This is a genomic window from Streptomyces sp. RK62, from assembly GCF_018070255.1.
Classification (GTDB): Bacteria; Actinomycetota; Actinomycetes; order Streptomycetales; family Streptomycetaceae; genus Streptomyces; species Streptomyces nigra.
On the sequence record NZ_JAGPYD010000024.1, the window covers coordinates 50,638 to 63,720 of the forward strand.

At 73.1% G+C, this 13,083-nt stretch carries 12 protein-coding genes; 8 read left to right on the forward strand and 4 right to left on the reverse strand.

Going from position 1 to position 13,083, the window contains the following annotated elements; all coding sequences use genetic code 11:
- Positions 1-397: 397 nt before the first annotated feature.
- Positions 398-751, forward strand: a complete 354-nt coding sequence (locus KBY32_RS33100; RefSeq protein WP_210982680.1) for a hypothetical protein — start codon at positions 398-400, stop codon at positions 749-751.
- Here KBY32_RS33100 and KBY32_RS33105 read toward each other — a convergent pair.
- Positions 666-1,538 carry a DUF4184 family protein gene (locus KBY32_RS33105; RefSeq protein WP_210982681.1) on the reverse strand — a complete coding sequence of 291 codons (873 nt, stop codon included), beginning with the start codon at positions 1,536-1,538 and terminating at the stop codon, positions 666-668. The genes KBY32_RS33100 and KBY32_RS33105 overlap by 86 nt on opposite strands.
- A 324-nt stretch (positions 1,539-1,862) precedes the next feature.
- On the opposite strand from KBY32_RS33105, the gene KBY32_RS33110 reads away from it, so the two are divergent.
- The 3 genes from KBY32_RS33110 (at position 1,863) to KBY32_RS33120 (ending at position 4,906) form a co-directional block, all read left to right on the forward strand.
- Positions 1,863-3,614, forward strand: coding sequence for a lytic transglycosylase domain-containing protein (locus KBY32_RS33110; protein WP_210982682.1), 1,752 nt, complete (start codon positions 1,863-1,865; stop codon positions 3,612-3,614).
- 141 nt (positions 3,615-3,755) lie between these two features.
- Complete coding sequence (locus KBY32_RS33115; RefSeq protein WP_107096731.1) at positions 3,756-3,890, forward strand: SPW_0924 family protein; 135 nt, start codon at positions 3,756-3,758, stop codon at positions 3,888-3,890.
- 23 nt (positions 3,891-3,913) lie between these two features.
- Entirely contained in the window at positions 3,914-4,906 is a 993-nt protein-coding gene (locus KBY32_RS33120) for a DUF3068 domain-containing protein (RefSeq protein ID WP_210982683.1), read from the forward strand.
- Here KBY32_RS33120 and hrpB read toward each other — a convergent pair.
- A complete protein-coding gene (hrpB, locus tag KBY32_RS33125) occupies positions 4,896-7,376 on the reverse strand; it encodes an ATP-dependent helicase HrpB (RefSeq protein ID WP_210982684.1) in 2,481 nt (826 codons plus the stop codon). The genes KBY32_RS33120 and hrpB overlap by 11 nt on opposite strands.
- A gap of 37 nt (positions 7,377-7,413) precedes the next feature.
- On the reverse strand, positions 7,414-8,262 hold the full coding sequence (locus KBY32_RS33130) for a class I SAM-dependent methyltransferase (RefSeq protein WP_210982700.1): 849 nt from the start codon (positions 8,260-8,262) through the stop codon (positions 7,414-7,416).
- Between the two features lie 377 nt (positions 8,263-8,639).
- On the opposite strand from KBY32_RS33130, the gene rpsA reads away from it, so the two are divergent.
- The 4 genes from rpsA to KBY32_RS33150 all read left to right on the forward strand — a co-directional run bounded on the left by rpsA (position 8,640) and on the right by KBY32_RS33150 (position 12,375).
- A complete protein-coding gene (rpsA, locus tag KBY32_RS33135) occupies positions 8,640-10,133 on the forward strand; it encodes a 30S ribosomal protein S1 (RefSeq protein ID WP_055621525.1) in 1,494 nt (497 codons plus the stop codon).
- A gap of 201 nt (positions 10,134-10,334) precedes the next feature.
- Positions 10,335-11,273 (forward strand): PAC2 family protein, encoded by a 939-nt coding sequence (locus tag KBY32_RS33140; protein ID WP_055621524.1) that lies wholly within the window; start codon positions 10,335-10,337, stop codon positions 11,271-11,273.
- 30 nt (positions 11,274-11,303) lie between these two features.
- Complete coding sequence (coaE, locus tag KBY32_RS33145) at positions 11,304-11,903, forward strand: dephospho-CoA kinase (RefSeq protein ID WP_115506076.1); 600 nt, start codon at positions 11,304-11,306, stop codon at positions 11,901-11,903.
- Positions 11,904-11,994: 91 nt separating this feature from the next.
- Complete coding sequence (locus KBY32_RS33150) at positions 11,995-12,375, forward strand: tetratricopeptide repeat protein (RefSeq protein ID WP_055621522.1); 381 nt, start codon at positions 11,995-11,997, stop codon at positions 12,373-12,375.
- A 260-nt stretch (positions 12,376-12,635) separates the two neighbouring features.
- On the opposite strand, the gene KBY32_RS33155 is transcribed toward KBY32_RS33150, so the two are convergent.
- Positions 12,636-12,971, reverse strand: coding sequence for a DUF6343 family protein (locus KBY32_RS33155; protein ID WP_115506077.1), 336 nt, complete (start codon positions 12,969-12,971; stop codon positions 12,636-12,638).
- Between the last annotated feature and the right edge of the window lie 112 nt (positions 12,972-13,083).

A 13,083-nucleotide genomic window follows, 5' to 3' on the forward strand; every position in this document is an offset into this window, starting at 1 on the left:
GCCCACCCCTTCAGGGGCGCGGGGAACTGCGCGACCAAGCCCCACGGCCCCGCACGCAACGTACCGACCGGGCCCACCCTCAGGGGCGCGGGGACCTGCGCGACCAAGCCCCACCGGCCCGCACCCGCGCATCACACCGCCCCCGGCACACGAGCAGGCGCAGCCAAGCCGCACAAACCAACCGGCCAGGCCCACCCCTTCAGGGGCGCGGGGAACTGCGCGACCAGCCCCTACCGGCCCGCACAAACAGGGGCGCGGGGAACTGCGCGACAAGCCCCCACCGGCCCGCACCCGCGAAACACACCGCCCCCGGCACATGCATAGGCGCCCCGACGGAGTCACCCACGTGGCCCCCGCCAAACCGCCCCCGACATCCACCCCCGGTAAGGATGCCGACATGGGTATACACACGCTCAACCGCCGGACGGCACCTGCCGCGGCCCCAGCCGACTGGCCCCTTCCCCCCACCCCGCCCCGGCGCCCCGCCCTCGCCCCCACCGCGAGCAACGCCCGCATCCCCACCGAACTCATCGGCACGGTGCGACGCACGATGACAGCGGTCCGCCGGCGCCTGACCCGCCGGCTGCGCGACTGGACGGAACTCGCCCGCTCCTACGTGGCCCTGGCGCTGACCCTGATCCCGGCAGCCCCCGGCACGGCCGACGTCACCGCACCCCCGGCCGGCTCCGCTCCCGCACGGCACCACCCGTCCCCGTACTGCCAGGGACCGGGACCGGACGCCACAGCCTGACGGCGGCGCCGTACAGAAGGAGTCCCACGGCGAGTCCGGCGCCCGCGCCGAAGCACAGCGTCGGGATCAGCTCCCAGTACTTCGCGGTGGCGCCCCAGTACTCCCACCACCGCGACGCCCGCTGGAACGCCGCCACCCCCGCACCCCCGCCGAGCACCACCACGGCCGCCCACCGGTCCCGCACGGACAGCACCGGCACGCCCGGCGTGGAAATCCCCGCGCCCACGCCCCGGATCCGCCGCAACGCCACCGCCACGAACACCCCGATGACGACCGCCGCGACCGCCGACCCCCCGTACTGGAGGTACCAGTACAGCGGCGACCCCGCGACCTCCTCGCCCAGCACCGGGAACAGCCGCATCCCCCAGCGGTCGAGATGCGTGAACGCGTCCCACACGACATGGGTGAGCCCGCCCAGCACGGCTGACACGTACCAGCGCGCGGCCAGCGCCGGCGTCACCCGCGCCCGGGGCGCCCCGCATCGCAGCAGCGCGGCCGGCCGCGCCTGGAGCCGGGCCGGCAGCAGCGCCACCAGCGGCTCGCGCAGCAGCAGCCACACCCCCACCAGCGCCCAGGCGATGACGACGTCGACGGTGAGGACACCGGGGAAGGAGTGGGTGACGTCGCCGAACTCCATGGCCCCGGACAGGACACTCGCCGCGTAGTAGGTCATGTCGGGAGCGAAGGAACCGGCCACCATCACCGCCGGCACGAGTCCGGCCCGGCCGGTCCCCGAGGTGCGCACGGCGGGCAGGACGGCGGCCGCGTGGCTGAGCGTGAACGGCAACAGGGCTCCTCGGATGCGGTCTTGACGGGACCGGTCCGGCCCCCCTCGTCGGCGACCCCAGTATGCGTGACGGCCCGGTGGTGAACGGCCTGTGGTCAACCGGGAAATATCGGGCAGCAACGGGTGTGCGCGTAAGGGAAGTTGTCGTAGGGTCGCCTGGGTCACCGTGCCGAGACCCGCGGACGAACAGATGAACGACGACGCGATCCTCGCCGCGAGGGCAACTGTCGTGGCGAGTCGATCGTCACTACAGGGGCGGGCCCGGCACGGCGGGTCCGGCAGACCGGCACGGACGTCAGGGCGTCCACGGGAGGGGTCCACCAGATGGCGGCGGAATTCGGCAGGCTCCGCAAGGGGGCGGTGAACACCACGGTCGCGGCGGTCGTGGTCGCGGCACTGGCCGCGTCCCAGGCACCGGGAGTGACGACCGACGGCGCCGGCAGAAAGGTGACCACCGGCACCCAGCCGTCCCCGGACACCCCCGCCGCCGACAGCGCGACCGGCAACTCGCCGTACTACACGGACCTTCCGCCGCTCAACAGCCCCAACCCGGCCCCGTCATCGGGCACCACGGTCACCCCGGCGGCCGGTGAGGCGGGAATACCGGCCACGGTCCTCGACGCCTACAAGAAGGCGGAGGCCGCGCTGCGGGAGTCCAAGCCGCACTGCAACCTGCCCTGGCAGCTCCTCGCCGCCATCGGCAAGGTCGAGTCCGGCCAGGCCCGCGGCGGCCGGGTCGACGCCGACGGCACCACCCTGTCCAAGATCCTGGGCCCGCAGCTCAACGGCGCCGGCTTCGCGAACATCAGCGACACCGACGGCGGCGCCTACGACGGCGACGCCCGGTACGACCGTGCCGTCGGCCCCATGCAGTTCATCCCGTCCACCTGGAAGTGGGCGGGCCGCGACGGCAACGGCGACGGCCGCAAGGACCCCAACAACGTCTACGACGCGGCCCTCGCCGCCGGCCACTATCTGTGCCGCTTCGACTGGAACCTCGCCGACCAGGCCGACCTCGACCGCGCGATCCTGAGCTACAACAACTCCCGGGACTACCTCAACCTCGTCATGCGGTGGCTGGACTACTACCGCAAGGGCACCCACGAGATCCCGGACGGCACGGGCACCCTGCCGTCGGGCCGCAGCGACGACGGCGCGGGCGCCAACCCCACGCCGTCGCCCACACCGCCCGCCTCGCCGTCGACCCCGTCGTCCCCCTCGGCGCCTTCCTCCCCGTCCGCGCCCACGACGCCGCCGAAGCCCGGCGGTTCCGAGCCGGGCGACGGCGGCTCCGGCAGCCCCAAGCCGACCCCGCCGCCCAGCACCACGCCTCCCACCCCCACCGACACGGTGGACCACCTGGAGGACGCCGGCACCGCCAAGCTCACCGCGATGGCGGGCGACACCTTCACCGAGAAGATCAGCGCCCGTGCGGAGACGGAGTCCGGCAAGGCCGTCGCCCGGGTCCGCGTCCGCTTCACCATCACCGGCGACACCGACGCCGTCTTCAGCACCGGCGAGAAGGTCGCCGCCGTCCTCACCGACGGCTCCGGCAAGGCGGTGGCTCCGGCGCTCCGGGCCGGCGAGGACACCGGCGAGTTCACCGTCCGGGCCACCGTCGTCGGCCGTGCCGTGGCCGGCCTCGACTACACGGCGACCGTCACCGAACGCGCCGCCGACACCCTGGCCCGCACCGACGACACCGCGCTGACCTGTGTGCCCGGCGGCGAGTTCGCCGAGCGGGTCGAGGTGAAGGCCACCTACAAGGGCGCCGTCGCCGACAAGGTCGCCGCCACCGCCACCCTGATCAAGGCGGCGGACGACCCGGACGAGAACGACAAGGGCCCCTACTTCAAGGACGCCGACGGCAAGCCGGTGCGCACCCTGACCGGTCTGAAGACCGACGCCGACGGCCTTCTGGAGCTGCCGAAGCTGTACGCCGACGACACCACCGGCACCTTCCTGCTCCGTATCGCCACGGCCGGCGGCGCGACCCTGACGGTCGAGCTGAAGGTCGCCGCCGCCGAGACGTCTCCCGAGACGCCCCCGGCGGAGGAGCCCACCGAGAGCGCCTAGCCGGTACGGCACACATACGGAAGGGGCGTCCGGCCGCCGGGCGCCCCTTCCGTGTGCGCGCGACCTGTTCTCATCTCGGCCGCCCGTTGCTACGGTGCCGGACCTGACGATGCATCAGCTCCGGGTCCCCGGGAGGCACGTATGCGCGCCCTGATCGCCGCCGCGGCCGGACTCGCCGCCGCCGTCGCCCTGGTCCTCGCGCTCACCGCCGTCGGCACCCCCTCCGGCGGCACCTCCCCGAAACCGCTGCTGACCACCGTGCCCGCCCATCCGTGACCCGGCCCGGAAGGGAGGCCGCCATGCGCCGCACGGCCGGCCTGATCCTGCTCGCCCTCGCCGTGCTCTGCGCGGCGCTGTCCCCGCTGCTGCGCTGGTACGCCTTCCCGCGCCTGGCCAAGATCCCCGCGAACCAGTACCAGGACATGGTCCTGGAGGCGAAGGACGCCACCCTCCTCGACTACGGCACCATGCGGGCCCGCAAGGTCGACAAGATCACCATCGTGCAGACCCTCAAGGGCGACGTGGCGGCCTCCGAACGGATCGAGCGGACCACGGACCGGGACGTCGTGGTCTGGGACGGCCTGTCCTACGTCGTCGGCCCCGACGGCGAGATGGTCTCCCGCATCCCCGAGCGCTACATCTTCGACGCCCACACCCAGGAACCCGTCCACGCCCCCGGCGAGTCGGTCGACGGCGACCCCGTGCGCCGCGACGGCATCGAGTTCAAGTGGCCCTTCCTCACCGAGAAACGGGACTACACCTACTTCGACGCGCAGGCCCGCGTCACCGCCCCCATCCACTACCGGGGCACCCAGGACTTCCGGGGCGTCGAGGTCTACTACTTCGAGCAGGTCATCCCCTGGACGAAGGTGCCGTTCCCCAAGACCCTGCCCGTCGAGGGCGTCACCGCGAAGTCGCTGGCCGGCACCGGCACGACCCGCTGGTACACCACCGTCCGCAAGTTCTGGGTGGAACCCCTCACCGGCGCCCCCGTCTACGGCGAGGAGATCCACCAGGAGGAGCTGCGCGGCGGCACACTCCTCGGCGGCCGGGACAAGGTCACCGCGTTCGCCGGGCACGTCAAGATGCGCGAGGACTACATCGAGCACACCGTCGACCTGGTCAAGACCAACCGCACCCTCGTCCTGCTGCTGACGTCCCATCTCCCCTGGGGCCTGCTCGTCCTCGGCGGACTGCTGCTCGCCCTGGCCCTCTGGCTGGAGGCACGCGGCCGCCGCCCCGGCGACCCGGAACCGGCCGAGGACGGCGAACCGGAACCCGTCACCGCCTGAGCCGCGCGTTGGTGTGCCGGGTCGGCTCGGCGGACGCCGGGTCCTCCGGCCACGGATGCTTCGGATAGCGGCCGCGCAGCTCCGCCCGCACACCCCGGTAGCCGTCCCGCCAGAACGAGGCGAGATCGGCGGTCACGGCGGCCGGACGCCCGGCGGGGGAGAGCAGATGCACCAGCAGCGGCACCCCGGCGACGGTCGGTGAGGCGTCCAGCCCGAACATCTCCTGCAGCTTCACGGCCAGCACGGGCCGCTCCGGATCGCCGTAGTCGACCCGGATCCGGGAACCGCTGGGCACGGTCACGCGCTCCGGGGCCAGTTCGTCCAGGCGCCCCGCCTCGCCCGTGGCCCACGGCAGCAGCCGTGTCAGTGCCTGCCCGGCGTCGAGCCGCCCGAGGTCCGCCCGCCGCCGGGCCCGGCCCAGCTCGGGCTCCAGCCACTCGTCCACGCGCGCGTGCAGCGCCTCGTCCGACACGTCCGGCCATGGATCGCCCCGGTGCAGCCGCAGGAACGCCAGCCGCTGCCGCAGCACCACTGTGTCCGGGGACCAGCGCAGCAGCCCGAACCCCTCCCGCCGCAGCCCGTCGAGCAGAGCGGCCCGTACGAGGGCCGGGTCGGCGCCGGGCAGGGGGCGCTCCGCCAGCTCGATCGCGCCGAGCCGCTCGACCCGCCGGGCCACCACGTCACCCTCCGCCCAGTGCACCTCCTCACCCTCCCGATGCAGGGAGGCCGCCGCCGAGCGGGCCGTCGCCTCGTCGATGACGGCCGCGAGGCGCACCCGCGCGTGCCCGCGCCCCACCGGCCGGTCGGCGACCGCCACCGCGATCCAGGGGGCGCCCCGCAGCGGACTGCCCTCGGCGAGCTCCGCGCGCGTGCCGGACGCCATCAGATACGACCCGCCGTCCGCCTTCGCCACCCGCTCGGGGAACGCCAGCGCGGCGACGAGCCCCGCTGCCCGGTCGTCGGAGGAGTCCTGCCCGCCCCGGGTGCCGGCGCCCGCCCGCAGCCGCCGCACCTCCGCCCGCCAGCGCCCGGCATAACCGTCACCGCCCCGCCGGGCCGCCCGCAGCGCCGCCCCCAGATCGTCGCCGTACTCGCGCGGCGGCTCCTCGCTGAGCAGCGCCACCACCTCGGCGCCCGCGTCCGGGCCGTCCAGCAGGGCCCGGCCCAGCCGGGGGTGCAGCCCGAGACGGGCCAGGGCGGCGCCCCGCTCGGTCGCCCGCCCGTCGCCGTCCACCGCCCCCACCGCCGTCAGGACGCTCCGCGCCGCCGCCATCGCCCCGGCCGGCGGCGCATCCAGCAGGGCCAGCCCGGCCGCGTCCGGATCGCCCCAGCAGGCCGCCTGCAACGCGAACGCCGTCAGATCGGCCACCTTGATCTCCGGCGCCGGGAAACGGGGCAGCCGCGCGTCCTCCGCCTCCGCCCAGCACCGGTACACCGCCCCCGGCGCCTCACGCCCGGCACGGCCCGCCCGCTGCCGCCCGGCGGCCTGCGAGGCCCGTACCGTCGTCAGCGCGCTCAGCCCGCGCGCGTGATCCACGCGGGGCTCACGCGCCAGCCCGGAATCGACGACGACCCGCACACCGGGGACCGTCAGCGAGGACTCCGCCACGGACGTCGCCAGCACCACCCGGCGCCGCTCCCCGACGGACAGCACCGCGTCCTGCACGGCCGCCGGCGCCCGCCCGTGCACCTGGAGGACCTCCACGTCCCCGAGATCACCGAGCTGCCCGGCGACCCGTGCGATCTCCCCGACCCCCGGCAGAAAACACAGCACGTCACCCGGCCGCTCGACCAGCGCCCGCCGCACCACCGCGGCCACATGCGAGAGCAGTACGGGATCGACCCGCGTCCCGTGCGGCGGCCGTACCGGACGCGACGGCGGCGCCCACACCGTCTCCACCGGATGTGCGGCGCCCTCGGCCACGACGACCGGCGCACCGCCCAGCAGCCCGGCCCAGCCCTCCGCGTCCGTCGTCGCCGACGCGGCCACCAGCCGCAGCTCCGGCCGCAGCGTCTCCCGGACGTCCCACAGGAACGCCGCCGCCGTGTCCGCGTCCAGATGCCGCTCATGGCACTCGTCCAGAACCACCACGTCCACGCCCGCCAGCTCCGGGTCGCGCTGGAGCCGCTGCAGCAGCACCCCGGTCGTCACGACCTCCACCCGGGTCCGGGGCCCCACGACCCGCTCCCCGCGCACGGTGTGGCCGACGCTCTCCCCGGGCCGCTCGCCCAGCAGCCACGCCATCCGCCGGGCCGCCGCCCGCGCGGCGATCCGGCGCGGCTCGGCGACCACGACCCGCCGTACGGGCCCGTCACCGAGCAGGCCCGCGAGCGCCAGCGGCACCAGCGTCGTCTTGCCGGTGCCCGGCGGGGCGACCAGCACCGCCGTGCCGGGCTCGTCCAGGGCGTCGGTCAGCGCGGGCAGGGCACCGCGTACCGGCAGCGCGTCCAGGGCGTCGTAACGGATCACGCCCCCAGTGTCGTACGCCCCGCCGGGCGCCAGTGCGTCAGTCCCGCTCGCACACGAAGATCGCCGTGCCCGGGATCAGATGCCCGCGCAGCGGCGACCAGCCGCCCCACTCCGCGGTGTTCCAGGCCGGCCACTCCGGCTCCACCAGGTCCACCAGCCGGAACCCGGCCGCCACGACGTCCCGCACCCGGTCGCCGATCGTGCGGTGGTGCTCCACATAGACCGCGCGGCCCTCGTCGTCCTGCTCCACATAAGGGGTGCGGTCGAAGTAGGACGCGGAGACCGACAGCCCCTCCGGGCCGGGCTCGTCCGGGAACGCCCAGCGGATCGGATGGGTCACCGAGAACACGAACCGGCCGCCGGGCCGCAGCACCCGGCGCAGCTCCCGCAGCACCAGCACCGGGTCGGCGACGAACGGCACCGCCCCGTACGCCGAGCACGCCAGGTCGAACGAGCCGTCGGCGAAGGGCAGCGCCCCCGCGTCGGCGCACACCAGCGGGAACGCGCCCCCGATCCGCAGGGCGTGCTGGAGCTGCCGGTGGGAGATGTCCAGGGCGACCGGGCGGGCGCCCTGCGCGGCCAGCCAGCGCGAGCACTGCGCCGCACCGGCCCCGATCTCCAGGACGTCCTTGTTCTTCAGCGTCTCGGGCGGGCCGAGCAGCTCGGCCTCCACCTCGTCCAGTCCCTCGGGCCCCCACACGAAGCGGTCGTCCCCGAGGAAGGTGCCGTGCTCGATCTGGTACTCGTCCGCGTTGCGGTCCCACCAGCCCCGGTTGGCACGGGAGCTCTCCGCGGTGCCGGCTTCGCGCCGGGTCGCCTCCGGCTCCGCTTCGGGTTCCGGGGAGGCGGCGGACGGGATCTCGGGCGATACGGGCTCTTGGATGATCGGCTCCCTCGTCGTACTCTTCCGTCACCTGAACGGCGCGGCCCCTCCAGGCGGTGTCACGCGAGGGGTGTCCCTAGGCGCGCGTGGCCTGTGGAGACAGGTTCTGTGCCGGGTATGCGGCGATCCGCCCCGGGTGTGCGGCTTCGCGCATTGACCCTGCCCGGCTGCCCCCGTATGCTACAAGTTGCGCTGCGGGCCTGCGCACCTCAGACGTAGCAGGCTGCGCTCGCATCTGTTGTATGTCCCCTCGGTTGTCGAGGCGCCATAAGGGTTCTCCCGTTTGGCGCTTCCTTGGCTGTCCGGCTTCTTCAGAGCGATACGGGCTCCCGGCGTAGCAGTACCTACGACTCAATGTCCGTACCGGAGCCCTTTCCCACATGACGAGCAGCACCGAGACCACCGCCACCACCCCGCAGGTTGCGGTCAACGACATCGGTAACGAGGAAGCCTTCCTCGCCGCGATCGACGAGACGATCAAGTACTTCAACGACGGCGACATCGTCGACGGCGTCATCGTGAAGGTCGACCGGGACGAGGTCCTGCTCGACATCGGTTACAAGACCGAAGGTGTCATCCCGAGCCGTGAGCTCTCGATCAAGCACGACGTCGACCCCAACGAGGTCGTCGCCGTCGGTGACGAGATCGAAGCCCTCGTTCTCCAGAAGGAGGACAAGGAAGGCCGCCTGATCCTCTCGAAGAAGCGCGCCCAGTACGAGCGCGCCTGGGGCACCATCGAGAAGATCAAGGAAGAGGACGGCATCGTCACCGGTACCGTCATCGAGGTCGTCAAGGGTGGTCTCATCCTCGACATCGGCCTCCGCGGCTTCCTCCCGGCCTCCCTCGTGGAGATGCGCCGTGTCCGCGACCTCCAGCCCTACGTGGGCAAGGAGCTCGAGGCGAAGATCATCGAGCTGGACAAGAACCGCAACAACGTGGTCCTGTCCCGCCGTGCCTGGCTGGAGCAGACCCAGTCCGAGGTGCGCCAGACGTTCCTCACCACCCTCCAGAAGGGTCAGGTCCGTTCCGGCGTCGTCTCCTCGATCGTCAACTTCGGTGCCTTCGTGGACCTGGGTGGCGTCGACGGTCTGGTCCACGTCTCCGAGCTGTCCTGGAAGCACATCGACCACCCGTCCGAGGTCGTCGAGGTCGGTCAGGAAGTCACCGTCGAGGTCCTCGACGTCGACATGGACCGCGAGCGTGTCTCCCTGTCGCTGAAGGCGACCCAGGAAGACCCGTGGCAGCAGTTCGCCCGCACCCACCAGATCGGCCAGGTCGTGCCCGGCAAGGTCACGAAGCTGGTTCCGTTCGGTGCGTTCGTCCGCGTGGACGAGGGCATCGAGGGTCTGGTCCACATCTCCGAGCTGGCCGAGCGCCACGTGGAGATCCCGGAGCAGGTCGTCCAGGTCAACGACGAGATCTTCGTCAAGGTCATCGACATCGACCTCGAGCGCCGTCGCATCAGCCTCTCGCTGAAGCAGGCCAACGAGTCCTTCGGTGCCGACCCGGCCTCGGTCGAGTTCGACCCGACCCTGTACGGCATGGCCGCGTCGTACGACGACCAGGGCAACTACATCTACCCCGAGGGCTTCGACCCCGAGACCAACGACTGGCTCGAGGGTTACGAGAAGCAGCGCGAGGAGTGGGAGCGCCAGTACGCCGAGGCGCAGCAGCGCTTCGAGCAGCACCAGGCGCAGGTCATCAAGTCCCGCGAGGCGGACGAGAAGGCCGCTGCCGAGGGTGGCGAGGCCGCTGCTCCGGCCGCGTCCGGTGGCGGTTCGTACTCCTCCGAGGGTGCCGACAACAGCGGCGCGCTCGCCTCGGACGAGGCGCTCGCCGCTCTGCGCGAGAAGCTGGCGGGCGGCCAGAGCTGACGCTCTCCGTCTCCAGTCGAGCCCAAGACCGAGGGGCCGTACCTTCCGAGGTACGGCCCTTCGGCCGTTCCCGGCCCGCTTACGCCGGTCACGTCGGCTTTTCTGCTGCCGGCCGGGAAACGATCAAGAACTCCTCCGTCCGGGGAATGCCGCCGCCCGTAGGGGCGTTGTCACATACGGACACGAGGAGGAGCGGTCACTGTGCTTGATCCGCAGGATTTGTACACGTGGGAGCCGAAGGGCCTGGCCGTCGTCGACATGGCGCTCGCCCAGGAGTCGGCCGGCCTTGTCATGCTCTACCACTTCGACGGCTACATCGACGCGGGGGAGACCGGCGACCAGATCGTCGAGCGGGTTCTGGACTCGCTGCCCCACCAGGTCGTCGCCCGCTTCGACCACGACCGGCTCGTGGACTACCGCGCCCGCCGCCCGCTGCTGACCTTCCGGCGCGACCGCTGGTCCGGGTACGAGGTGCCCGCCATCGAGGTCCGGCTCGTCCAGGACGCCACCGGCGCCCCGTTCCTGCTGCTGTCCGGCCCCGAGCCGGATGTGGAGTGGGAGCGCTTCGCCGCCGCCGTGAAGCAGATCGTCGAACGGCTCGGCGTGCGTCTGTCGGTGAACTTCCACGGCATCCCCATGGGCGTCCCCCACACCCGTCCCGTCGGCCTCACCCCGCACGGCAACCGCACCGACCTGGTCCCCGGCCACACCAGCCCCTTCGACGAGGCCCAGGTCCCCGGCAGCGCCGAGTCGCTGGTCGAGTACCGGCTGATGGAGGCCGGACACGACGTGCTCGGGGTCGCCGCGCACGTCCCCCACTACATCGCCCGCTCGCCGTACCCGGACGCCGCGCTCACCGTCCTGGAGGCCGTCACCGCGGCCACCGGACTGGTCCTGCCCGGTGTGGCGCACGCGCTGCGCACCGAGGCCCACCGCACGCAGAACGAGATCGACCGGCAGATCCGCGAGGGCGACGACGAGCTCACCAACCTCGTCGAGGGCCTCGAGCACCAGTACGACGCGGTCGCGGGCGCCGAGACCCGGGGCAACATGCTCGCCGAACCGGTGGACATCCCCTCCGCCGACGAGATCGGCCGCGAGTTCGAACGCTTCCTGGCCGAGCGGGAGGGCGACGGCTGAGACGGCACAGGGGAGTCTAGGCTGGCGGCCATGTTGAAGGTGGGTCTGACCGGCGGTATCGGTGCCGGCAAGAGCGAGGTGTCCCGGCTGCTCGTGGAGCACGGCGCCGTCCTGATCGACGCGGACCGCATCGCCCGCGAGGTCGTCGCGCCCGGCACCCCGGGCCTGGCCGCCGTCGTCGAGGCGTTCGGGGAGGACGTCCTCGCCGCCGACGGCAGCCTGGACCGGCCCCGGCTGGGCTCCATCGTCTTCGCCGACCCGGAGCGGCTGGCCGTGCTGAACTCGATCGTGCACCCGCTCGTCGGGGCGCGGTCGCGCGAGCTGGAGGACGCGGCGGCCGAGGACGCCGTCGTCGTGCACGACGTGCCCCTCCTCACCGAGAACGGCCTCGCCCCGCTGTACGACCTCGTCATCGTCGTGGACGCCGACCCCGGCACCCAGCTGGACCGGCTGGTGCGGCTGCGCGGCATGACCGAGGACGACGCCCGCGCCCGGATGGCCGCCCAGGCGACCCGGGAGCAGCGCCGGGCGATCGCGGACATCGTCATCGACAACGACGTACCGCTGGACGAGCTGCGGCGGCGTGTGAAGGACGTCTGGGAGGACCTGGTGCGCAGGGCGAGGGCCTGAGCCCCGGGAGCGCCGTACGTCGACCGGCGGTGCCGGAATAGCGGCCCGCCGTCCGGGCGTTGAACCCTCCCAGCGAGGGAAGGACTCTGCCGTGCCCCAGACCAGCGGTTCCACCGGACGTACTCCGGAGACCCATGTCATCGACTTCCGCGCCGCCGAGCAGCTGCTCGACGCGCGCGATCCGCGCGGCGCGGTCAAGCTGCTCGACGGTGTCATCGCCGCGCACCCGGAGAACACCGCGGCCCGGCTGCTGCGCGCGCGGGCCTTCTTCGCCGCGGCGCAGCTGCGCCCCGCCGAGCTGGAGTTCACCATCGTCCTGGAGCGCGAGCCGGACAACGCGTTCGCGCATTTCGCGCTCGCCCGCACCTATGAGCGGCAGGGCCGCCGCGACCAGGCCACCCGGCACTTCCGGCTGGCGGCGGCGCTCGACCCGAACCCGGAGTACGTGAAGGCCGCCCGGTTCGAGGACTGAGCCGACGGATCCCCGTGGGACTTCCCTAGGTCGTGTCCGCAAAGTCCCGCCTGCCGTTCGCCGCCCGGCACGCTCCCCCAAGCTCTTCGAGCAGGGGGGACCCCCACTCGCCGCACCGGCCGGCCACCCGCGTACAACCAGTACGCGGAAGCCCGTCCGGCACTCCCCCTAGCTCTTCGAGCAGGGGGGACCCCCAGAGCACGCACCGGACGCCGCTCGGCCCGCCCTACGGGCGGACGACGCGACTTTGCGGACACGACCTAGGGCTCCTCGTGGCGTGGGGGCGGTGGGCCGTGCGGGTCCCGTGGGCCGGTGCTGTGCGGCCGGGCGGGCGGCCGGCCTTCCTCGTACGCCTCGTACGGCGGCACGTCCGGGCCGGGCTGGTAGTGCGGGCCCTGCCGGATGTGCCGGACGACCATGATCATGTCGATCGTGATCACCAGCCACAGCACACCGCAGGCCACGGCCCAGCCGGGACGCCCGGCGACCGCGAACGCGACCGTGCCGAAGGCCGACCACAGCACCCCCCACACGCACAGCCAGAAGCGGATCCGCAGCGGGCTGCGCGCCGTCCTCGGCTCACTGCCGGTACGCATGGGAACCACCTCTCTCCTCCAGCATGCCTCGGGCTCCGGGTACCCCGTGTCGGGTCGTCCGCCGGCGGCCGATGAGTTCCGGGGCCACCCCGGGTCTGTCTCTCCGACCGCA